Source organism: Paenibacillus tritici (assembly GCF_013204885.1).
GTDB lineage: Bacteria > Bacillota > Bacilli > Paenibacillales > Paenibacillaceae > Paenibacillus_AQ > Paenibacillus_AQ tritici.
Window position 1 is genome coordinate 449,296 of the sequence record NZ_JABMKX010000002.1, and the last position, 22,168, is coordinate 471,463.

The following is a 22,168-nucleotide window of genomic DNA, read 5'->3' on the forward strand; positions in this document are numbered from 1 at the left end:
GCTCACCTTTCTCTCACCTTGCAGACTACTGAAGCAGCGTGGGAATATCGTTGTCCACGAGCTCATGATTGCTTTTATAAGGGTAACCCGGATCATACGGCACAACATCCATATGAACCTCACCAACATGAACGAACCGGTGCTGCAGCAGCTTCCGGGCACATTCCGAAATATCCTGGGCTTCCATCACGCTGATCCGCGGGTTCACACTGATCTTCACGTGAAGATTCACATAACTGCCTTCCTCCAGTGCGCTTAGCTGCTCGACACGGATGACTCCATGCACACGCTGAACCGTCTCAATGAAGCTGGCCGCTTCCTCGGAAGGAAGCTCCTGTATTCTTTTGTACACCGAGGAAGTAATTAATGAATAGCCTTTGCGGAGAATCAGACAACCGGCGAGCAGGGCTGCGATAGGGTCCATATACAGCAGAGGATGCCAGTTCAGGTATCCTCCCGTCATCGCCAGGGCAATCCCGATGAAGACAGTTATAGACGTATATAGGCTGAACCGGTGGCTATCAGCATAGGCGGCATGACTGCCGTCGCCCTTTTTTTTGTGATAACGGTATTGATATTGAAACACAGCCTCTTTGAACACAATGCACAGCAGGACAGCGGCAAGCGCTGACTGCCCCGGTGCCGACAAATGTCCCCGGGTCAAATCGCGGATCGCCGAGAAGGCCACCTGCAGCCCGCCCATAAGAATCAGCACAGAGAATAGAATAGCCGCCATCGGCTCCTTGCTTCCTTGCGCAGACCGGCTGCGTACTGCTGAGCCTGCAGCCTTGTGACTCTGCTTCCGGTTCCACGGAATCACCCCTGCCAGCTTGGCAGCGGCATCTGCTCCAGAATAGATGGCATCCCCCATCAATGCCTTGCTGCCCGACAGATAACCGATACTGCCTTTGGCTACAGCCAGTAGAGTATCACTAAGTATTCCGGTCCAGACAACGGTTTCTCTTGGGGGTAATTGTTTGTCATTCATAACGAGGCCCTCCTTACCACTAGCAGGTAATCTCATGATGATGAAATCGGCGTGACTTCCTGATCCGAAGATTCCGAAAAGCCGCGTCGCTACTGACGCGGCTTGAAGGACAACCGGGTGTTAGACTTTGGCCGGGGTCTTCACCGCCGGCTTCTGGCGTTTCTTCAGGAGCAGCCAGAGCGGGCTTGCGATAAAGATGGATGAATAGGCTCCGAAGAGCAGACCGATAACCATGGCAAGCGAGAACATCTTGATCGACTCGCCGCCCATGATCAGCAGGAAGAACGCGGCAATAAATACAGTGAATGCTGTATATAGCGAACGCATGAGCGTCTGCGCCACACTCTTGTTGACCAGCTCCTTAAGATCCTCATACGACTTCTGTTTGCCGAAGCGCAGATTCTCACGGATCCGGTCAAAGATAACGATAGTATCGTTAATCGAGTAACCGATAATGGTCAGCACCGCGACAATGAAGGTTATGTCCACCTCCAGACGGAAGATGGAGAAGATCGCTACAACCATAAAAGCATCATGGAGCAGCGCCACAATGGATGCCAGCGCAAAACGCCATTCAAAACGGATACTTACATAAATAATAATCCCGATACTGGCGAGCAGCACCGAATAGATCGCATTGCGGGCCAGTTCCTTAGCCATTTCGGTATCCACGGTGTTGATCTCAAAGGATGCCTTCTCATCAATCTTGTTGATTGACTTCTTGAGGCTTTCACTTTGCGTATCACTCAGCTCTTGATCATAGCGGATATTAACCCGCTTATCACCAACGGTAATAGTGGGATCATCTCCAATGCCTGCTTCATTCAAAGCCGGCTTCAGCTGATCCAGTGTGATACTCTTGGAAAGGGCTACGTCCACGTTGGACCCGGCCTTGAAATCTACGCTGTAATTCAGGCCGAAGGTTGCCAGAAAGATCAGACCCGCCACCGTAAGGGCTATCGAGAAGATATAGAAGAATTTGCTTAAATGTACGAAATCCAGCTCTTTCTTAAAGCGCACTGATGTCACTCTCCTTTACCCCAAATTGCTTCGGCTTCTTGAGCGCGCCGGCTTTAACCAGCACTGTCAGCAGCCAGTGGGCAAAATAAAGGTTTGTTACAATACTAAGTACAATTTCCACGATCAGAATCAGCGCGAAGCCTTTTACCGCACCTGTACCGAAGGCGAACATGACAGCCGCCACGATAATAGTGGTTACATTCGCATCCATAACCGTACGGAAGGAGGTCTTGTTCCCTGCTTTGACGGAGGACATAATGCCCTTCCCGCTGCGGATTTCTTCCCTGATCCGTTCATTGGTTATGATATTGGCATCGACAGCCATCCCTATACCGAGAATGAACGCGGCGATACCGGGAAGGGTCAGCGTAAAGTCAGCCAGAACAAACACCAGAATCAGCAGCCACGTGTGCAGGATCAGCGCGAAGCTGGCCAGTACGCCCGGAAGACGGTACATGAACAACATGAAGAGCAAAATAATCACGGAACCGACAATACCTGCTCTGACGGTATCATTCAAGGACTGCTTGCCAAGTGTTGCCCCTACGCTCTGGGAATATTTCTCCGTAAGCTTCAGCGGCAATGCACCGAGGTTAATCGTATCGGCAATCTCACGGGCTTCATCTAGTGTATATCCCCCGGAGATCGAAGCTTTACCATCTGTGAGGACTTGTCTTACTGTTGGGGGCGAAGATAACAAGTTCTCATCGAGATAAATAGCGAGCTCTTTACCCAGCAGGCGCTCGGTAATTTCCGCGAATTTCTCCTTGTTCTTAATGGAGATACTGATCTCAGGACGGTTCAGATTATCGCGTTGAACCTCTGCAGCGCCCTCTACAAAGTCACTGCCCACGAGTTCAATCTTGCTGTACACTCCGGGCTTATCCCCTTCCTTAGCACTGCGGAAGGTCAGAACTGCGGGTTCTTTCATTTTCTTGCGGACCTCTGCCTCATCGGTAACACCAGCAATCTTCAGACGGATCCGGTCCGTACCTTCGGTTGTCACCTCAGGCTCGCTTGTTCCGAGTGCATTCGCCCGCTTTTCCAGACTCTCTGCTGTTTTTTGCAGCGAAGCACGGGTCAGGGTTCCTCCCGTATCCATTGGCTCTGCGTGGTACAGAATTTCAAATCCGCCCTTGAGGTCAAGACCCAGACGGACTCTGTCCAGCAGCCCGGGAGTTGTAAATACCATGGCGCCGGTTAGAACGACCACAGTAATGATAAAGCTCAACATTCTCTTCATGCTCTAGCTAGTTCCCCTTTCATTACTCAATATTCCTATTATAGCTACGTGCGAAATGACCGTCAATTCAGAAGGAATGACGGTGCCGGATTCACACAAAGAAACGGCCGGTTCTGCTGTAGGCCAGAGACCTCCGTTAGATAGGACAAGTCCAAACTTACCTTACTTACTTTACTGCTTCCTGTACCTGTTTGCAAAAGAAAATCGTTCCTTTTGGACAAATTAGTCTATTAATTCAATCCCCGGTAGGCTGCCAGTGTCAGATAAGTCATATAACTCCCCGATTTGAGCGAATAAATATCATTGACCAGTTTATGCAGGGGAGGTCTTCCTTCCTTGGCATAATTACGGCTGATACAGTCCCAAATATCCTTACCGGTCACATATTCATAGCCGAGGAGCCGGAATTCCTCCGCTTTGCTGATGCACATGGCTTCGATCTCTTCACTAAGCTCGTCGTATCTCCATTGTTCCGATTCCACGTGTGGGCACCTCCAAAGAATCCTCAATTACGCATGTTCAGGGTAGATATTCGACCTGCCGGTCATACTTTCCTGCTTTCGGTCAAAAAACTTGTCTGCTATGGAATGCTTGTCATGGAGTAGGCCTGTACCCGCATATCCTTATACAAGCCTACCTCGGGATCACGAAAGTTCACTGGCAGTTTCATTTCATTTGCGGGAAGAAGGAGTGCCCTTTGAGGAAACAGAGTTTTATACAAGGAACGATCATCCTGCTATTCGCCGGGATCATCAACCGGATGCTTGGCTTCATCCCCCGGATTGCCCTGCCACGGATTATCGGCGCCGAAGGGGTGGGGCTGTATCAGCTTGGATACCCGTTTTTCATTGTGCTGATCACAGTCATTACCGGCGGCATCCCCCTGGCGATTGCCAAGCTGGTCGCTGAAGCCGAGGGGGAGAACCGTCCGGAGCAATCGCGCAAAATCCTGCATACGGGCCTTGTCCTCAGTCTGTCGCTGGGGGTTCTGTTCACCTTTGTGGCCCTGTTCAGCGCCTCCTGGGTATCCAGTGTTCTTCTGACGGACCGGCGTGTCTATTATACCTTTGTCAGCATGACCCCCATGATCGCAATCGTTGCTGTTTCGTCCATCTACCGGGGGTACTTCCAAGGCAGGCAGAATATGATTCCATCGGCGTTCTCCTCCGTGCTGGAGTCGGTCATCCGGATCTTCTTCATGCTGTGGTTCTCCTGGCTGCTGCTGCCGAAGGGAATTGCCTTTGCGGCTGCCGGTGCGATGCTAGGCGTTACGGTAGGAGAGATTGCCGGAATGCTGGCTCTGCTGGGGCAATATTATTTGAACGACAAAAAAGACAGGTCTGAGCTCCCCTCTGCCGTTGATATGACTATTCAGGATATGCAAGGGAGTGCCGGAAGCGATCCTGCACAGACAACAGCACCTGTCCTAAGACGGCTAATAGGCATTTCTGTACCGGTAACAGCCGGACGCCTGATCGGCTCATTCTCCTATCTCCTGGAGTCTATTATTACTGTACGCAGCCTCGCACTGGCCGGAATCGCCACCGCTGCCGCAACTGCGCAATATGGTTCATTGCAGGGAATGGTGATCCCGCTGCTGCTCCTGCCGGGTGTACTCAGCTCTTCGCTGGCCGTTTCCCTCGTCCCTTCCTTGTCCGAGGCAGCCGCACGCAATGATCTGCCCACGATTCATAAAAGAATGCATCAGGCACTGCGGCTCGCTATGGTAACCGGTGCCCCGTTTGCTGCCGTTATGTATATTCTTGCCGTACCGCTATGTACGCTCATGTATGGCAACGCAGCGGATACGGCACCTATGCTGCGGATGATGGCCCCGTTCGCTGTCTTCCTCTACGTCCAGGCTCCGCTGCAGGCTGCGCTTCAGGCGATGGACCGGCCGGGGAAGGCACTTATCAATACGCTGATAGGGGCGGTTATCAAAATCCTGCTGATTCTCCTGCTGGCCTCCCGGCCCGAATACGGAATCCTGGGAGCCATTATCGCCATTATGGTTAACAGCCTGCTCGTTACACTTCTGCATGGATATAGTGTGATCCGGTTAACTGCATTGTCCCTGAAATGGTCCGACCTGCTCAAAATCACAGCGGCCACAATCATCATGGCTGCCGGGATGTCATACGTCTATACCTCTGTACCCGTCTCGTCATCCCAGTGGATACAATTCCTGGCCGCTGCTGCCTGCGGGATGGCGATCTATCTTAGTATCTGCCTGTTATCCGGCCTGATCTCCAGGCGTGACCTGGAGCGTGTGCCCTTCTTCAGACGCTGGCGCAGTTAGGTCTTAGGTCTTGCGGCCTTATCTGGGCTTAATCGGGTCAATATAGAGCTGCCCCTTATGATCGACTGAGCACAGAAAGACATCACGGAAATCGGAGACACCCTTCTGACGAATCTGGGTTCTAAGCCAGAACCTGTTCTTGCCGATCATCTCCAGATTGCTGTCCTGCACCTTCCCGTCCATAATCAGCGGAATCGGCAGGCCTTCATAACGGATCTTATGCTTCGGCAGTTTCACGGAAGCAGAATCGCCGGATGATTGTGTTTCCTTTGAATTCTTCTGGCTTTCTCCGTTCTGCTCTTTGCGCTCTGCCCCTGAGCTGCTGTTGCCGGACTGATTGGACGAGGTCACACTCTTATTCTTCTCGATCACCGTTAACTGCCCGCTTGTCTCCAGGATCGCAAACTCCACATCTGCCGGGCTGACAATGTTCTGCCCGCGGAGCTGCAGCAGCAGGTCATCAATGTTATACCGCTGCTTGCGCATCTCGCCCCGGTGCAGCTTGCCGTCCGAGATCAGGATACTGGGCCTGCCGTCCATCAGCAGGCGCATCTTCCGGCTCTTCAGACTGAGCTGGGCGACGATCACCTGAATCAGCACCAGGATCGCCATTGGAACAAGCCCGTCATAGATGGGCCGTTCGATATCTTCAATTACAAACACAGCGATCTCGGCAATCATAATGGAAATCGTGAGATCAAACACCGACAGCTTGCCGATTTCGCGTTTACCCATGATCCGCATACTCAGGAAAATGAAGATATACATCAGCACGGTCAGAAAGATGTGGGCAGTAATATGCTGGAACAACATATTCTCTTAGCTCCCCTTCCGCTTCTCACCCGGGAGGTCTGTCACCCTGCGGGCGGATTAATGTACACCTATTCTGGCCTGCCGGCCGAGGGAACATGCGGAAATCTGCTGATTAATTACTGGTAAAATTCATGTCGGCCATTCTTGTACTATTGGGGCAAGCCCCCCCATACAATAATTAGTATCCGGTTAACAAACTTTTTAGGAGGTCTTACCATGTCTCTGATCAGGCGTCTATTCTCATGGAAAATATCAAGTCCTGTATTGTCGGGTTTAATCCGCTCGTTCCTGTGGATGATGCTGGGTGCGTTCATCCTTTCCCTCCTGCTCTGGGGCAGCGGACTCCAGGAACAGGATCTCACTATGTACACCTATATTGTACACGGTGTTGCTGCCGCTTTTGGAGGATTGACCGCAGGCAGCCGGGCTCTCCGCAAAGGCTGGTACCAAGGGGCGCTGACGGGTCTGTTCTACGGTTTGGCGGTGCTGCTGATCGGATTTCTGGCTCTTGACAGTTCCCCTGCAGGAATGGATTTCCTCTGGGTTCTGGCGGCTGCGGGCATAAGCGCACTTGGGGGAATGTTTGGGGTTAATTTACAAAAATCCTAATTAATATAATTCCTAAAAATTGAAACCTAACCTTGAAAATATGGTACACTACGTATGTCTGACTTCATATGAACGATTTATCAAGGAGGCTTCGAATGCTTTGCTTTACCAGTCCATGAATTTAGTAGTTGTATATACCGTTGCCATTGTTGTGATACTAATCTGGATCGGCGCCCGGCGCAATCCACTGATGGCCTTAGTCGAAATCGGGAGAGAGCTGCTGCGCTCTTATAAATTCGCGCTCATTATTATAGGAATGTTCGGCATTCTTGCCCTGAATAAATATGAGCTGCAGATTGAAGAGAAGATGCGCCTGACCGCAGACTATACAGGTTTTGTGTTCGGCCTTGAAGGGCATTTTGTCCGTATGGTTCAAGATCTGTTCTATGCACCTTGGCTGACTCCAATCATTGTCTTCTTCTATATTTTCATGCTTCAAGCCGTGCTGGCGGCCTCACTTGGTATCTATCTACTGGAAAAGAATCGCGTAATCCTCTATGCGACCTGTTACACTATTATCTTAACTTACGCTATTGCAATCCCATTCTATCTGTATTTCCCGGTAAACGAAGTATGGTCCTATGTGCCCGCAGGGGTAAGGTTCACCATGCTGGATGTTTTTCCAAAGTTTGAACAGGAATACCGCCCGCTGTCCGGGCTGAATAACTGCTTCCCGAGCCTGCATACGGCAATCTCTGTATCCATGGCCCTCCTGGCCTTCCGTTCCGGCAACCGCCGCTGGATGGTCATTACTACAGTCTCCGCTGTGGCCATCGTATTCGGGATCTTCTATCTCGGGATTCACTGGCTGACGGATATGCTCGGGGGTACCTTACTGGCTGTCGTGTCCACAGCGATTGCTGTACCGCTTGCCAGACTTACACTGCGCAGCGGCGAAGAGAATCTGAGAGTCCGGGGCCGGGTAACCAATTCACGCTAAATGAAAACCTTCTATATAGATTGAACTTTTAAGTTTTCTGTTATGGGATGGCCGTGTGCCAATATTCTCCTCCGCCACTTTTCCCTCTCTGTATATTTTCAAGTTCAATCTATATATTTCCAAGCAGAAACGGCTACGCCGTCCTGGATAGAAGGATAAAAAAACCGGCGTTTTCTCCAAAGAGAAAACGCCGGTTTTATGTAATTTGGTGCAGAGATCTTACATCTTGTCCTCTACTTCCACTACTGCATGACTGATCGAACCCCGGTCAAAGGTCAACCGGGTCACATCGTTAACCCGCAAGATAACAATGTCATCCGAAATCTCCATGATGGTTCCGTGAAGACCGCCGATGGTAACTACCTTATCGCCTTTTTTCAGAGCTTTGAGCATTCCGTTGCGTGCCTTGGTCTTCTTCTGCTGCGGACGAATCAGCAGGAAGTAGAACACAACAAACATAAGTACAAACGGACCTACCAGACCCAGTATGCTGCCTCCGCCGCCTGTACCTGCTGCCATATAAAACTGTGACATCTTATTTCCCCCCTTTCAAGAATAAACATGAACACTCCACTCAGAACCGTTTAGAAGCCTTTTAGATTATCATATAATCCGTATTGTGCAAAAAACTCATCGCGAAAATCAAGCAGCCGGTCTTCCATGATGGCTTCACGCACTTTACGCATCAATTCCAGCAGGAAGTGTAAGTTATGGTACGTTGTCAGCCGTAAGCCGAAGGTCTCGTCGGCCTTGATCAGATGACGCAGATAAGCGCGGGAATAATTCCGGCAGGTATAGCAGTTACACTCCGGATCTAGCGGCCCGAAATCACGGGCATACTGCGCATTGCGCACTACGAGTCTTCCCTGACTGGTCATCGTTGTTCCATTACGGGCAATACGGGTAGGCAGTACGCAGTCGAACATGTCTATTCCGCGGATTGACCCTTCCAGCAGTGCATCCGGTGAACCTACGCCCATCAAATAGCGCGGTTTCCCTTGCGGCAGCAGCGGAACCGTATAATCCAGCACTTCATACATAAGCTGCTTGGACTCTCCGACGCTGAGCCCTCCAATAGCATACCCCGGGAAATCCATGGAAGTCAAATCAGCCGCGCTCTGGCGGCGGAGATCCTCGTGCATGCCTCCCTGTACGATGGCGAACAGCCCCTGATCGTTAGGACGGGCATGGCTCTTAAGGCACCGTTCGGCCCAGCGGGTGGTGCGTTCGAGGGATTTGCGGACATACTCATATTCTGCCGGATAAGGCGGACATTCATCGAAGGCCATCATAATATCGGAGCCGAGAGCGTTCTGGATCTCCATCGCCACTTCCGGAGACAGAAACTTCTTGTCGCCGTTCAAATGGGAGCGGAAATGAACCCCTTCTTCGGTGATCTTACGCATGTCGCTCAGGGAGAATACCTGGAACCCTCCGCTGTCGGTCAGGATGGGACGGTCCCAATTCATGAACTTGTGCAGGCCGCCCGCCTCACCGATGATCTCATGGCCCGGACGAAGGAACAAATGGTAGGTATTGCTCAGAATAATCTGTGCCTCCATTTGTTTAAGCTCTTCCGGACTCATGGTTTTGACGGTAGCTTGCGTGCCCACCGGCATGAAGGTTGGTGTGTCAATAATTCCGTGCGGAGTGTGGACTCTGCCGAGCCGTGCTCCGGATTGCTTACAGGTCTTAATGTGTTCGTAAGTGATTGCTGCCATTAGTTTAACCCTTCCTCTTGCTTAATAAATGAACATTGCATCGCCGAAGCTGAAGAACCGGTACCGCTGCTTAATCGCTTCTTCATAGGCGGCGAGAATCAGCTCCCGGCCAGCCAAAGCGCTCACCAGCATGACCAAGGTTGACTTGGGCAGATGGAAATTGGTAATCAATGCATTGACGACAGTGAATTCATAACCCGGATAGATAAAAATATCCGTCCAGCCGCTGCATGCCTCAATCGGACCGCCCTGGCATTGTCTGCCTACGGTCTCAAGGGTCCGGCAGGAGGTTGTTCCTACAGCGATTATTCTTCCGCCCCTTGCTCTGGCCTCATTCAGCAAATCCGCCGTTGCCTGGGATAACTCGAAATACTCCGCATGCATTACATGCTCTTCCACCGTCTCGACTGACATCGGGCGGAAGGTGCCAAGACCCACATGGAGTGTAATATAAGCGATATTCACACCGATGGCTGCAATCTGTTCCAGCAGCACATTAGTGAAATGTAGTCCTGCTGTCGGCGCGGCAGCCGAGCCTTCATGCCGGGCATAAACCGTCTGATACCGTTCACGGTCATCCAGAGTTTCCTTAATGTACGGAGGGAGAGGCATCGAGCCGAGCCTGTCCAGAATCTCCTGGAAGATCCCCTGATAGATGAAGCGGAGCGTCCGGCCGCCCATGTCGGCTTCTTCTTCGATAACTGCGCGAAGCTCTTCACTGAAGATGATAACCGCTCCGGTCTTCAGCTTCTTGCCGGGCTTCACCAGTGCTTCCCAGCGGTCCCCTTCGAGATTCTTCAGCAGCAGGACCTCTGCCTTCGCTCCGGTATCTTCCTTGACACCGAACAGTCTGGCGGGAATGACCCGTGTATCATTCAGCACCAGCGTATCTCCGGGGCGGAATTGCCCCAATATATCCGTGAAATGCCCGTGGTCCAGCTGGCCGCTCTCCTTGTTCACAAGCAGCAGCCTGGATGAACTGCGGTCAGCCAGCGGAGTCTGGGCAATCAGCTCTTCCGGCAAATTGAAATCGTAATGATCTACATTCATGATAGAGTCTTCATTCCTTAATTCTTAATGATAGTAACGTTACTGAAATAGTGTTGCAATATTTGCTTATAATCATACCCTTTGTCCGCCATCCCCTTCACGCCCCATTGGGACATGCCGAGTCCGTGCCCGTAACCCCAGCCGATGAAATAGAATCCCGGACTGCCGGTTAAGACTCTGGACGTCTGATCCGCACCCATCACAACCGTGCCGCTGCCGCCCGCAGTCACTTGGCCCGAGGCGGACAAGACTCCTGCTGATGTGGAGCTGCCAATGTCGGCTGTAGAGCCGTCAGCGCCTAGTACAGTATAACTTCCGGCAGGTACAATATCAAACAAAGTACTCGGTAATCCGCCGAAGGAGGAGCGGAACAAATCCGGGTACTTCACCTGCAGAACCTGCCCGTTCGCCTTGACCTCCACCGCTCTTCCCGATGGCCCGCGCCGGGTCACCTGAAGACTGGTTATGGAGGAGGGCAGGGTACCGCTGGTTTTGCCGGCCAGGCTCTTCAGCAGCTCGGCTGAAGAATAGGGACCCTTGATCCAGCTGTAGCTGCCGGATTCATAGACCTGATTCAGCACAACGGCATTCTGGCCGGGATTCAGCTTGCCTGAAGCTGGAACACTGCTCTCAACGACAGGCAGCGGCCGGATATTCACATCCTTGGTCGTAGCTGTAGCAACCGGCAGTCCGGCAGCCGTCTTGTCCCCTGTCAGTTTGATATTATCTTCACGGGCGTAACCGGAGACACCGCTGTCCAGCAGCAGGTAATACCACTTCTTGGATGAACCAGCTGCCGCATTATCCTCGGGGCTGGCCACACTCACAAAGGTACTGCTGCCGCCGCTGTTCCATACCTCAGACGGATCGGCTGTGACGCCGCCGCTGTTCGAGGAGAATACAGCTTCAACGACCTTGCCCCCGCTCATCACCACTTCACCTGCCGTAGCATCGACTGCCTTGATGATTGTGGGGGATTCAGCACCGATTCCGTTGTAGACCTGGCTTAGCGTTGTATCAACCACGTTCGCAACATCAAAGCGGTTGCCCTGGGACAACGCGTAGCTGCGTGCGGCTACTGCCTGGGCCTTGAGCGCCTCTTCCGGCCAGCCGGATGAGACTTCTCCCCCCACTACCGCATAGAGATATTGTTCCATTGGAACCACGTTAATGACAGACAATGAACCGTTCAGATTGCCAAGCTCCAGATCGCCGCGGTAGATCCGTTTCGATCTCTCGGTAAGCATGATCCCCTTCTCATTGCCGGACGCTATAAACTTGGCGTTACTTCCGGATAACAGATAATGAAAGGCCTGGACTTCACTGCTGAAATCAAGCCCTGCATCCATACGGATAATTAATCCGGGTGCGCCGGGAGACACAGGGGTCAGAGCAAGCTGAGGAAGCTGCGCGGCTGCCGAAGCAGAGACTGCAGCAAGCTCGCTGTCACTGGAGGCCTCGCCTACCCATACTTCCGTACGGGCACTGCCGCCCTCACCGGATACGAATACCGGCCAGGCATCCAGCCCGGCAGTGGTAAGGCTGCCGACCACCGCTTGGGCTTCCTCCAAAGTGGCATAGGAGCCCGCCGACAGATGTTTGGTTCCGGCCACCACAGGAGTCTGCCCCTCGGGAATTGCCAGACCGGCTTTCAAGACGGAATTCAGGCCATTCCTGGCTGCATTCTCACTGGTATAACCTCCGGTATAGAGCTGATATACCTTGGAACCTCCTCTGGCAGCCATGAATAGCTGAGGTTTGTCGGATGTAGCCTGCAGCTTCTTGGCTGCATCAGCAGCCGTCTGCCAGCTTGGCGTCTCCAGCACCTTCACCCGGTATCCGTCCAGACTGACACGGATTCTGTTCTGGGCCGGAACCGACAATAGAGGGGCCCCGCCGGCAGCCGGAAGGAGACTGAAGCTCTGCTCGGACTGCAGGGTAACCAGAGGTACAGTAGACTTATATTTGCTGCCAATATCGGCATACAGTGCAACCCGGATGGACCCGGCGGAATCGGCGCGGGTAATGTCTGCCGGAATCAGCAGGCTGCCTGCTGCAAGCAATACAGCCAGCGCCCCCCGGCCCAGCAGCCCTATCCCTGTTTCTTTCCACTTGGCAAGTTTCATTGTAGGCCTCCTAAAAGAATTAATGATATCAAACGCAACTTAGATGACTATCAATCGAATCACTTATCCGGTGCTTATATCTGAAGAAATCAGTTCGGCTGCGGAGGAAGCGGAAGTCCAAGATGATGATAGGCCGCAGGGGTAACCACACGCCCGCGCGGAGTACGCTGCAGGAAACCGATCTGCAGCAGATAAGGCTCATATACATCCTCAATGGTCTGGCTCTCTTCGCCTATCGTAGCGGCAATGGTATCCAGTCCGACAGGTCCGCCCCGGAAGGAGCTGATCATGGACTGGAGCATCTTATGGTCGATGCTGTCCAGTCCCCGGGGGTCCACCTGCAGCATCTTCAGCGATTCGGCGGCAATCTCCGGGGTGATGATTCCGTCCCCGCGAACCTGAGCGTAATCGCGCACCCGCTTCAGGAGGCGGTTGGCAATCCGCGGAGTCCCGCGGGCCCGCAGGGCAATCTCTTCCGCAGCATCGCCCAGAATCTCGATGCCAAGCAGTTCCGCGTTGCGGGCTACAATGAAGCTGAGTTCATCCATTGTGTAGTACTCCAGCCGGCTGACTACGCCGAAGCGGTCACGCAGCGGAGCGGACAGCAATCCCGCGCGTGTCGTCGCCCCGATCAGCGTGAAGGGCGGCAGGTCCAGCCGCACCGACCGGGCGCTCGGCCCTTTGCCGATCATGATATCCAGCGCGAAATCCTCCATCGCCGGATACATGACCTCCTCCACCGTCCGGTGCAGGCGGTGAATCTCGTCAATGAACAGCACATCGCCTTCCTGCAGATTGGTCAGCAAGGCCGCCAGATCGCCGGGCCGCTCAATCGCCGGGCCGGAGGTGGTCCGCAGATTCACGCCCAGCTCATTGGCGATAATATTGGCCAGTGTGGTTTTGCCGAGACCCGGAGGCCCGTAGAGCAGCACATGATCCAGCGCTTCACTGCGCATTTTGGCTGCTTCAATATAGATCTTCAGGTTCTCTTTCACCTGGTTCTGGCCGATATATTCTCCCAGATAACGGGGGCGGAGGCTTAATTCCACCGCCTGCTCGTCCATCATCAGATTTGCTGATATAATCCGGTCATCCATTATTCCTCACTCCGTTCTTCCAGGCCTATTTGGCAATATACAGCAGCCCCAGCGCCTTCTTCATCAGCACATCAACCGGTCCGGTATCCGTACCTTCCTGCTTCATCTTCAGCCACACGCGGTCAAGCTCGGCATCGGTATACCCCAGCGCCTTCAGACCGTCCCGCGCCTCTTCCCACGGAAGAGCCTCGACCTTAGCCTGGGCCTCAGCCGCCACTGCGAACAGCCCGGTCTGCAGGGCCGCACCGCCGAAGCCGTCCAGCTTGTCCTTCAGATCCAGAATCATCCGCTGCGCCGTCTTCTTGCCGATCCCCGGCAGCTTCGTCAGGAAGGTGATGTTCTCCTGATAGATAGCCGCGATCAGCTGATCCGGTGTTCCGCCGGTCAGAATCCCCAGCGCAACACGCGGGCCGATGCCCGATACCTCGATCAGCTTGCGGAACAGCCTCTGCTCCTCGCGTGTCGGGAAGCCGAACAGGAGCGTAGCATCCTCACGGGTCTGATAATGAATGAAGACGGTCACCGGGCCCTCCACCTTGGCAAAAGCATACGGATTCGGGCAGAATACCCGGTATCCCACATCCTGCACATCCAGCACAACATATTCCGGCTCCAGATGCACAACCGGTCCTCTAAGAAAATCTATCATTTTCGCAATACCTCATTTAATTTGGAATTAAGACTCACAGAATGGGCGTGGCAGACAGCCACCGCCAGCGCATCCGCCACATCATCGGGCTTCGGCACAGCCGACAGCTTAAGCAGCAGCTTGACCATCTCCTGAACCTGCTTCTTCTCAGCCTTGCCGTAACCGACCACGGCCTGCTTCACCATCATAGGGGTGTATTCGGCCACCGGAAGCCCGCGCTGCACGGCTGCCAGTATCAGCACTCCGCGCGCCTGCGCCACCGGCAGGGCTGTGGTTACATTACGGCTGAAGAACAGCTTCTCTACCGCTACTGCATCCGGCTTATATTTATCTAGCAGCTGTACCACACCTTCATAGACATGGAGCAGACGCTCCTCCTCCGGGGTATGGGCCTCGGTCTGGATGCAGCCGTATTGGACCGGTGTCAATTTGTTCCCTGTCTTATCTACAAAGCCAAAGCCGACAATCGCCAGCCCCGGATCAATCCCCAAGATGCGCAAGATCCTTCTCTCTCCTCTATGCCAGGGCAGAGGCTTGAGATAGATAACAAGGCGGAATAGCCCTGCGGGTTCATCCATCCCTCCGGCCCTAAAGCGAACATATGTATTCCTTCCACCCATTATAGCAAAAAAATTTCCCCGGGAGACAAAAACTTTGTCCCGGGGAAATGAAATACATACTATGACCTGACTATCACTCCGGATGCATCACCTGTTCAGCAGAATCCCGTGCATAGTCGCTGAAGGTGGAGAGTACACTGTTGTATTCCTCCAGATCCTGAACCCGGATGCCCTGATGAAGCTGCTCCCAGATTTCTGGAGGCAGAGAGGATTTAATGGAGCCTATATCCATCTGAAAAAAGGTCTTCATAACTCTCTCGGCCTCAGGAGGGCCTTGGAACAGGGTCAGGTTCCCCTGCTCGTCTACACCGAAGTAGGCTTCTTTTTTGGTCAGCGGGGACAGATCATTGACTCGCTGCTCCAGCCACAGGTCCCCCTCCCGGCTTAGCCAGCCGCTCCAGCCCGCATGACGGGCAATCAGCTCTCTAAGCTGGGCAGGGGTCCGCTCGCCGGGCAGGGTCTGCACCTCTTCACCGGCTACATAGAGGGTCTTAAGATGCACCGTTCTGCTGACGGCTTCCTTGCTGATCGCCTCCAGCAGCTCCTGGCTGTTCATCACTGCCGTTCTCTCTTCTTCATCACTAGCTGTATGGTTATATACGGCTGCCACAGCCGCCATGCTGCCGCCGGGTTCCGCGTTCTGTTCCAAGGTATCGCTCAGCGTTCCAGACCATGCCCAGGCCGGATGATCCAGCAGGTCGCTGATCTCTTCCGGGACCTGCATGCCGCGCCAGGCCAGCAAGGTCAGCACGAGACATGCCGCACCCACCCAGGGAGCTTTTTTCCAGCGTCTCCACCGCCGCCACAGTTGTTTTTTCAAGCGAAAAGCATTCACGTTAATCCCTTCATTCTGGTTTTTTCCTATTGTGACCTGTGAAGGGAGTATTTATGCGTAAACACTTGAAATTCATCCCAGCCGGAGCTAATCGGTGTCCAGCGGATTCTCAACCGCTCCAAGGAACAGCACGACCTTCGTCTGCACATCCCTGATGAGGAACAGAAAGGGGCGGTTGACGGTCATTTCAAAGGGCTTATCCATAGGAGGGGCTGATCCGGCACGCATATCAATGACGGTCGAAGCCGCCGCCTCCGTTCCCCGTTCATTTACATCAATGTACGTTTTGTGGATAACCTGCTCGAAGTAAATGGGGCTGTCTAAATCCGCCATTAGGGAGAAATCCCCCCGGCTCGGATCGAAGGCCTGCTTAACCCCAAGCGCCTGCAGAGCCTTACTCAGTTCTGTCCCGTAACTGGCCGTGAACCTTGGCAGCCGGAGCGTCCCTCTGGAAGTGGCAAAATCCTCATCAGACGGCAGCCCCTCCGCTTCCAGCCGGTCCGCAAGCTCCTGCAGCGAGGAAGCCTCTGCTGGAAGGACCACCACCATCTCCATCTGGCCCTCTCCGTAAGGAAGCTTCACTGCCTGCCAATCCTTATGAGCTGCATACGGGAGAAATCCGCTGCGCTTCATCATCATTACCTGTACAGTTGCTCCGCCCGGAGGATAGAAGTCTGCCTGCTGTGTAGCCTCATCCGGGAACACATCACTCCAGCCGCCTGTGAAATACAGGGCGTTGACAAGCACCGCCACCGCCTCGGTTCCGGGCGGCTCCGTGAGCATCCCGTCGATCTTCTGCTCCGTATGGTCAGAGACCCATTCATTAATCTGCCGGACGGACTTCGGGGCAGCCAGGTCGGTCGTCTTAATCTGCGCACCGTAGAAGTCCTCACCGGTCTTGAGATAATCCCTCCGCAGCGGCAGACCCTTCATGCCCCAGACTGAATTCGCGATCTTCAGCTCTACCCCTGGTCCTCCATCCTTCAGCAGCCTCAAGAGTGCCTGATGTCCGGTATTCAGCTTCTGCCGCTCCTCCGGCGCATAACCCAGCAGACCCCCCAGCTCCTCTGCCGTCTCCCCGGCGCTGCCGTTATAGGCCAGAGCCAGGGCAGCAGCAACACTATAAGGGGAGAGGGTCAGGTTCCCGCCCCCAGGCTTCCATAATTGGCCGAACAGCTTCACGCCCAGCCGGTTGCTCTGTTCCGCCAAGCGCGAATCAAGTTCCGCTGCGGCCGTCTGTCTCTCCGCGTAGCTCATAGTTGAACCCCCTTCACTGCAGCCGGCCAATAGAAGCACAGCCAGCAGGAGTATAGATAATCTTTGGCCCACTCTAATTCCTCCTTGAGTTCATCCGAAGCGCAAGGATCTGTACAAGAATCCCATCAAATTCATGGACGCTGCCAATGGGGAAAAGTTGCAGACCAAATCCGCTCTTCCATCCAGGACCTTCTACACACCGTCTAAAATCAATTCGGAGTCGAGCCAGGGCTAGATATCGAAATTCGGCACCACCGGCAGCTTAATATGGCTCGGGTACTCGCGGTTATGACAGATCGTCTGCTGCACAATGACCGCTTCCGTATCTTCATACGGATTGTTCCCGGTGTTTGTATTGGGGAAGGCCACAAATTTGCTGGAGGAGGTGACGGTGAAGCGGACCCGGTGTCCTGCGGCAAACGTATGGGCGATGTTCTGCAGGAAAATATCGTACCGCTCCACCTGCCCCGGCACCAGCAGCTGCGGCCGCTCCAGTCCGTGACGGTATTTCGCCCGCACAATATAATTGGACAGGCGGATGGAATCCCCCTGTTCATTCACATCGCTCAGCGTCACTACCCAGTCCGTATCCAAGCCCGTGCTTGCGGCATAGAGAACCGCCGACAGCTCACCGGCGATTGTCAGCCGCTCCGCCAGCGGTTCACTGGTATAGACAACAATGTCACTGCGCAGCTCATGCTTCCGCATATTCTCCGGCTCGCGCTCCCCGCTGTCAGCCACCGGATCAGCCGGATTATAGATGTACGTATCGGCCACGGAATGCTCCTCCGGCTCCAGCCCCAGCCGGCCATCCCCCAGCGAAGAATTCGCCCGGCCGCCGCCGCCCAGATAGAACGGGGTAATCACCGCTTCTGCCGGTGTCCAGTCCTCCGAGGTTCTCCAGCGGTTCTCGCCCACCACATAATAAGAAGCGCGGGGCTCCTGATCAATGCCGTTCGGGATATCCTTCAGATAGCGGTCGAACCAGCGCAGCACGGAGACATCATAGTCGTACACCACTGCATCATTGCCGAAGGACACGCCGGGCAGATCCCGGGACCGGTTCGGGCCGTGTTCCCAGGCGCCGAGACGGATTTTGCGGCCCGGCACATCATGTTCCGTCAGCATCCGCCAGGTCTCCGATACCCCGGGGCTGTCCCCGTCATACCAGCCGGAGATTACATACATCGGCACCTTGACCTGATCCCCGCGCTCGGTGAACGTACAGTTTCTCCAGAAGTCATCATATTCGGGATGCTGGCTCCACAGCTCCCAAGGCCCTGAGGGGCGGCCGATCATCTGCTGCGGAATATCCCTGATCGGTCTGGCATCCACCGCCGCCTCCGGATCTACCGTGATGCCGCCAAATATATCGAAGTCCGTCCGCGTTCCCACAGACTGAGCCAATGTCCAGGACAGCAGCGGCCAGGAGCAGAGCGTCCCGCCTTTGCGCGCGGTGTCTACGAACGGTGAGCCTACATTCACTTCATCGACCACTGCCAGCAGATTCGGGTGGCCGCTGGTAGCGGCTGCAACCACAACATAGCCAAGATAAGAGGCGCCCCACATCCCCACCTTGCCGTCCGACCAATCCTGGCTGATCATCCACTCGATGGTATCGTAGCCGTCCTCCCTTTCATTATAGAAGGGAATCAATTCCCCTTCCGAATCGGCCCGGCCGCGCACATCCTGGGAGACTACGGCGTAGCCCCGGTTCGCCCAGCGCATGAAAATTTCTTTTTTGCCATTACGGTCATAACAGGTTCTTACCAGAATAGCCGGCACCTTCGCTCCCGGCGGCAGGCCTTCCGGCAGAAATACATCGGTCGCCAGCTTCACCCCGTCCCGCATCGGCACAAGCTCCGTCCCCAGATCATTCACACCGTACTCCGGCTGCGACAACAGCGGCTCAGCATAGACTGCAAGAGGGGTCAGCGGCTCATAGCCTGCCCGGACAATCAGCTCCAGCCCGTAGCGGTTAGGGGTCACAAAAGCAATCACCTCACCGTCCACCGTCACGATATCCAGCGCCGTGCCACCCCGGTAAGCCCAAACCTGAGAGGTCCGTTCGGCGCCGGAGATCTCCGCCTGATAAGCGATATGCTTCTGATACCGGTCCCCGTTCTCCAGCACCACCTCATCCCCAGCCCATTCTGCGGAGCTGTATGAACTAAGCTGTCCGGCGATCTTGCTCAGAGGAAGCACATATTTCGCCCCGGGGTCCAGCACATTCTCCTGCATCTGCGTACGTCTGCGGGCATCAACCTTGGCGTGCATTACCGCTTGGTCCGTGAACCGGATCGTCCCGCTGTAGATTCCCGAGCAATAGAAATTGAAGCTTGTCTGCTGTAAATATGTACTCATCTCTCCAGGTCCCCTATCCGCAAATTTGCTCAAATACACGCAGCCAGTTGCCGCCCATCAGCTTCGCGACCTCTTCATCGCTGTACCCGCGCGCCACCAGTCCCCGTGTGAAATTAATGAAATTACTGTATTTCGCAAGGCCGGCTACGGTTTCGGTTGAGGGTCCATCCCCTTTGGCGAATCCCAGCTTCGGTGCGATCTGCTCTTTGAAAAAAACCAGCGACCATTCGAGGTCACTCATAGGCCAGTCCGTACCAATTCCTACATGCTCTACGCCCACCAGTCTGATCACATATTCCATATGGTCCAGCACATGCTCTATCGTGGTATGGTCAGGATCTTCATGCACAAACCACGGCATCGCAAATACACCAATCACTCCCCCGGTTGCAGCAATGGCGCGGAGCTCCTCATCGCTTTTGCAGCGCATATGGGGATAGACCGCTTCGGCGCCGGTATGCGAGGCGATGACAGGGGAGGCTGAGGCGGCGCAGGCGTCCAGAGTCGTCTGCCTGCCGCAATGCCCGGTATCCACGATCATTCCCAGTGTGTTCATCCGCTCCACTACACGCAGGCCGTAGGAAGACAGACCGCCATTCCCAGGCTCCGCACAGCCGGAACCGATGAGATTCTGGTTGTTGTACGTTAACTGCAGAATTCTTAGACCGAAGCTGTGCAGCGTATCCAGCAGGGCAAGATTCTTGCCCAGTGCATCCGTCTCCTGTGCCGTTACGATCCCGGCCTTCTTGCCTTCACGTTTAGCCCTGCGGATATCCTCTGCGTTCAGCGCCTTCACCAGCCAATCGCAGGAATCGAACTGCAGCTGCACCTCACCCATACTGGTAATCAGGCTCTCTGTATCCTTCAGATGCAGCTCCCGGTTACCGGCGGTAATCCCGGACTTGTACCACTCCTCCTTGTACTCCGCAATCTCACCGCTGGCCGCCAGCCGGGTGATGATCTGCGCCGGCATGGTGCTGTAGACCATGGGTTCATCCTTGTACGGCTCGCATAGCTCCTTCACCTTAAGGGAGATGCTCTCCGGAATGGCGGCTGGGGATAGCGGTCCCTGAAACAGCAGGTCGATATTTATATTCTTATCATGCAGGCGCTCCGCCCGCTCCTCCTGCGCAGCGCTCAGTCCAAAATCGTACCGGCCTTCCTGTATACTCACTTAATCCAGCCCCTTCTATATGAAACTACCTTATTTTACTTGGTGCTCATTTGTAACAGCGGTGGATAATTAGGCCTTCCGGCGGCTGCCCATTTAACCCGCCTACGCTATAACTGTATTTTGTACAACTAAAGCGATTGATTATTGTGCTGCGAAGGGTTTAATTGCATTCTCTACAGCTAAATATCCCATATTTCATATAAAGAAGACTTACCGCTATTTTTAATTGTACAGAATACAGTTATCCTGGAAAATCCGGCCTTCCGCCGCTTTTTAACTGTACAGAATACAGCTATATTGATTGAAGAATATACAGACACGCTATTTATTTAAAATGCAATTTCCACGCCTTTGTGCAGAGCAACTGCCTGTTTGTAAATATAGAAGGCTGCGGCAAGATCCTCAACAGCCAGCCCCAGCCCCTTAAACAGCGTAATCTCATGGTGGCTTCCCCGGCCGGGGACATCGCCCGTCAGTAGCCCGCCGATTTCGCCAATAATATGGTCCGCAGGGATCGCCCCTTCACTGAGCGGGATCAGATAATCCCCCGCCTCATGGACCGCCGACTCCAGCCGGTCCACATAGAGTCTCGCCCCGGCTACAAGCGCCGTGTCCAGCTCCCGTTCATGCGCCCTGCATGCGCCGATCGCATTGATATGCGCGCCTGGCTTCACCCAGGCGCCGTGCAGCACCGGCTCTGCCGAAGCCGTCGCCGTACAGATAATGTCCGCGTCCTTGACCGCGTCCTGCACAGACGGCGCCGCCGTGATCTCTGCGTTCCACCGGCGGCTCATCGCGGAGGCGAACGCCTGGGCTTTGCCCGGCGTTCTGCTCCATACCTGGGCACGCCTGATACCGCGCACCTGCAGCATCGCTTCCAGATGGCACCGGGCCTGCTCCCCGGTACCGAGCACCGCCAGGGACTCCGCCTCCTCCCTGGCGAGCAGCTTCGTCGCTGCCGCACTGACTGCCGCCGTGCGGATCGCGGTAATCGCCTGGCCGTCCACCATGGCCAGCGGCACACCGGTGGCGGCATCGAACAGCGCCACCACCCCCTGATGCGAAGGCAGGCCGATCCCGTGATTCCCCGGGAATACGCTGATCAGCTTCGCACCGGCAACGCCCCCGCGGCGCAGATAGCCGGGCATGAAGCCCAGCACATTCCGCTCCTCCAGCGGCAGAACCTGGCGGAGGCTCTGCACAGCCTCCCCCTCCGACAGTTCAGCGAGAACAGTCTCCATCACTTTTATACACGACTCCATGGTCAGAAGCTCCGCAGCCTCACTCCCTTTAATCACCAGCAATTATAGACCCTCCCGGATTTCCACAGAATAAAGAATTGCAGCTAAATAGATTCAAGCTT

20 protein-coding genes are annotated in these 22,168 nt (G+C 54.4%); 3 read left to right on the plus strand and 17 right to left on the minus strand.

Features of this window, described 5'->3' with window-relative positions:
- Positions 1-25 precede the first annotated feature (25 nt).
- From HQN87_RS05015 to HQN87_RS05030, 4 genes are all read right to left on the minus strand, one after another.
- Positions 26-988, minus strand: coding sequence for a cation diffusion facilitator family transporter (locus tag HQN87_RS05015; protein WP_173128666.1), 963 nt, complete (start codon positions 986-988; stop codon positions 26-28).
- A 120-nt stretch (positions 989-1,108) separates the two neighbouring features.
- Complete coding sequence (secF, locus tag HQN87_RS05020) at positions 1,109-2,008, minus strand: protein translocase subunit SecF (RefSeq protein ID WP_173128669.1); 900 nt, start codon at positions 2,006-2,008, stop codon at positions 1,109-1,111.
- Positions 1,998-3,251, minus strand: coding sequence for a protein translocase subunit SecD (secD, locus tag HQN87_RS05025; RefSeq protein ID WP_173128672.1), 1,254 nt, complete (start codon positions 3,249-3,251; stop codon positions 1,998-2,000). Before secD ends, secF begins: the two co-directional genes overlap by 11 nt.
- Positions 3,252-3,481: 230 nt before the next feature.
- Entirely contained in the window at positions 3,482-3,733 is a 252-nt protein-coding gene (locus HQN87_RS05030; protein WP_173128675.1) for a post-transcriptional regulator, read from the minus strand.
- A 215-nt stretch (positions 3,734-3,948) separates the two neighbouring features.
- On the opposite strand from HQN87_RS05030, the gene spoVB reads away from it, so the two are divergent.
- On the plus strand, positions 3,949-5,550 hold the full coding sequence (gene spoVB, locus HQN87_RS05035; protein ID WP_173128678.1) for a stage V sporulation protein B: 1,602 nt from the start codon (positions 3,949-3,951) through the stop codon (positions 5,548-5,550).
- An 18-nt stretch (positions 5,551-5,568) separates the two neighbouring features.
- Here the strand turns inward: spoVB and HQN87_RS05040 are convergent, their stop codons facing one another.
- On the minus strand, positions 5,569-6,360 hold the full coding sequence (locus HQN87_RS05040) for a YetF domain-containing protein (RefSeq protein ID WP_425517076.1): 792 nt from the start codon (positions 6,358-6,360) through the stop codon (positions 5,569-5,571).
- 219 nt (positions 6,361-6,579) lie between these two features.
- Between HQN87_RS05040 and HQN87_RS05045 the strand changes: the two genes are divergently transcribed.
- Together HQN87_RS05045 and HQN87_RS05050 are read left to right on the plus strand one after the other, a co-directional pair.
- Positions 6,580-6,972, plus strand: a complete 393-nt coding sequence (locus tag HQN87_RS05045) for a TIGR04086 family membrane protein (protein ID WP_173128683.1) — start codon at positions 6,580-6,582, stop codon at positions 6,970-6,972.
- 115 nt (positions 6,973-7,087) lie between these two features.
- A complete protein-coding gene (locus tag HQN87_RS05050; protein ID WP_173128685.1) occupies positions 7,088-7,912 on the plus strand; it encodes a phosphatase PAP2 family protein in 825 nt (274 codons plus the stop codon).
- Positions 7,913-8,131: 219 nt separating this feature from the next.
- Here HQN87_RS05050 and yajC read toward each other — a convergent pair whose 3' ends face one another.
- The 12 genes from yajC to HQN87_RS05110 form a co-directional block, all read right to left on the minus strand.
- Positions 8,132-8,446, minus strand: a complete 315-nt coding sequence (yajC, locus tag HQN87_RS05055) for a preprotein translocase subunit YajC (RefSeq protein WP_036732365.1) — start codon at positions 8,444-8,446, stop codon at positions 8,132-8,134.
- Positions 8,447-8,496: 50 nt separating this feature from the next.
- Complete coding sequence (gene tgt / locus HQN87_RS05060; RefSeq protein ID WP_173128688.1) at positions 8,497-9,633, minus strand: tRNA guanosine(34) transglycosylase Tgt; 1,137 nt, start codon at positions 9,631-9,633, stop codon at positions 8,497-8,499.
- Between the two features lie 21 nt (positions 9,634-9,654).
- Positions 9,655-10,683, minus strand: coding sequence for a tRNA preQ1(34) S-adenosylmethionine ribosyltransferase-isomerase QueA (queA, locus tag HQN87_RS05065; RefSeq protein WP_173128691.1), 1,029 nt, complete (start codon positions 10,681-10,683; stop codon positions 9,655-9,657).
- Positions 10,684-10,700: 17 nt separating this feature from the next.
- Positions 10,701-12,809, minus strand: coding sequence for a SpoIID/LytB domain-containing protein (locus tag HQN87_RS05070; RefSeq protein ID WP_173128694.1), 2,109 nt, complete (start codon positions 12,807-12,809; stop codon positions 10,701-10,703).
- 89 nt (positions 12,810-12,898) lie between these two features.
- Positions 12,899-13,906, minus strand: coding sequence for a Holliday junction branch migration DNA helicase RuvB (gene ruvB / locus HQN87_RS05075; protein ID WP_173128697.1), 1,008 nt, complete (start codon positions 13,904-13,906; stop codon positions 12,899-12,901).
- Between the two features lie 25 nt (positions 13,907-13,931).
- Positions 13,932-14,555, minus strand: a complete 624-nt coding sequence (gene ruvA / locus HQN87_RS05080; RefSeq protein ID WP_173128700.1) for a Holliday junction branch migration protein RuvA — start codon at positions 14,553-14,555, stop codon at positions 13,932-13,934.
- On the minus strand, positions 14,552-15,055 hold the full coding sequence (gene ruvC / locus HQN87_RS05085; RefSeq protein ID WP_173128703.1) for a crossover junction endodeoxyribonuclease RuvC: 504 nt from the start codon (positions 15,053-15,055) through the stop codon (positions 14,552-14,554). The genes ruvA and ruvC overlap by 4 nt, the downstream gene beginning before the upstream one ends.
- Positions 15,056-15,248: 193 nt before the next feature.
- A complete protein-coding gene (locus tag HQN87_RS05090) occupies positions 15,249-15,995 on the minus strand; it encodes a BofC C-terminal domain-containing protein (protein ID WP_173128706.1) in 747 nt (248 codons plus the stop codon).
- Between the two features lie 102 nt (positions 15,996-16,097).
- A complete protein-coding gene (locus tag HQN87_RS05095; protein WP_173128709.1) occupies positions 16,098-17,339 on the minus strand; it encodes a serpin family protein in 1,242 nt (413 codons plus the stop codon).
- A 159-nt stretch (positions 17,340-17,498) separates the two neighbouring features.
- A complete protein-coding gene (locus HQN87_RS05100; protein ID WP_173128712.1) occupies positions 17,499-19,631 on the minus strand; it encodes a CocE/NonD family hydrolase in 2,133 nt (710 codons plus the stop codon).
- 13 nt (positions 19,632-19,644) lie between these two features.
- Positions 19,645-20,805, minus strand: coding sequence for a dipeptidase (locus HQN87_RS05105; protein WP_173128714.1), 1,161 nt, complete (start codon positions 20,803-20,805; stop codon positions 19,645-19,647).
- Between the two features lie 329 nt (positions 20,806-21,134).
- Positions 21,135-22,103: an ornithine cyclodeaminase family protein gene (locus HQN87_RS05110; RefSeq protein ID WP_367272661.1), complete on the minus strand. Its 969-nt coding sequence runs from the start codon at positions 22,101-22,103 to the stop codon at positions 21,135-21,137.
- Positions 22,104-22,168 lie beyond the last annotated feature (65 nt).

Excerpts from the sequence above, each read along its gene's own strand:
- HQN87_RS05015 (WP_173128666.1), bottom strand. The coding sequence starts at position 988 with ATGAATGACAAACAATTACCCCCAAGAGAAACCGTTGTCTGGACCGGA.
- secD (WP_173128672.1), bottom strand. The coding sequence starts at position 3,251 with ATGAAGAGAATGTTGAGCTTTATCATTACTGTGGTCGTTCTAACCGGC.
- HQN87_RS05045 (WP_173128683.1), top strand. The coding sequence starts at position 6,580 with ATGTCTCTGATCAGGCGTCTATTCTCATGGAAAATATCAAGTCCTGTA.
- HQN87_RS05050 (WP_173128685.1), top strand. The coding sequence starts at position 7,088 with ATGAATTTAGTAGTTGTATATACCGTTGCCATTGTTGTGATACTAATC.
- yajC (WP_036732365.1), bottom strand. The coding sequence starts at position 8,446 with ATGTCACAGTTTTATATGGCAGCAGGTACAGGCGGCGGAGGCAGCATA.
- tgt (WP_173128688.1), bottom strand. The coding sequence starts at position 9,633 with ATGGCAGCAATCACTTACGAACACATTAAGACCTGTAAGCAATCCGGA.
- queA (WP_173128691.1), bottom strand. The coding sequence starts at position 10,683 with ATGAATGTAGATCATTACGATTTCAATTTGCCGGAAGAGCTGATTGCC.
- HQN87_RS05070 (WP_173128694.1), bottom strand. The coding sequence starts at position 12,809 with ATGAAACTTGCCAAGTGGAAAGAAACAGGGATAGGGCTGCTGGGCCGG.
- ruvB (WP_173128697.1), bottom strand. The coding sequence starts at position 13,906 with ATGGATGACCGGATTATATCAGCAAATCTGATGATGGACGAGCAGGCG.
- ruvA (WP_173128700.1), bottom strand. The coding sequence starts at position 14,555 with ATGATAGATTTTCTTAGAGGACCGGTTGTGCATCTGGAGCCGGAATAT.
- HQN87_RS05100 (WP_173128712.1), bottom strand. The coding sequence starts at position 19,631 with ATGAGTACATATTTACAGCAGACAAGCTTCAATTTCTATTGCTCGGGA.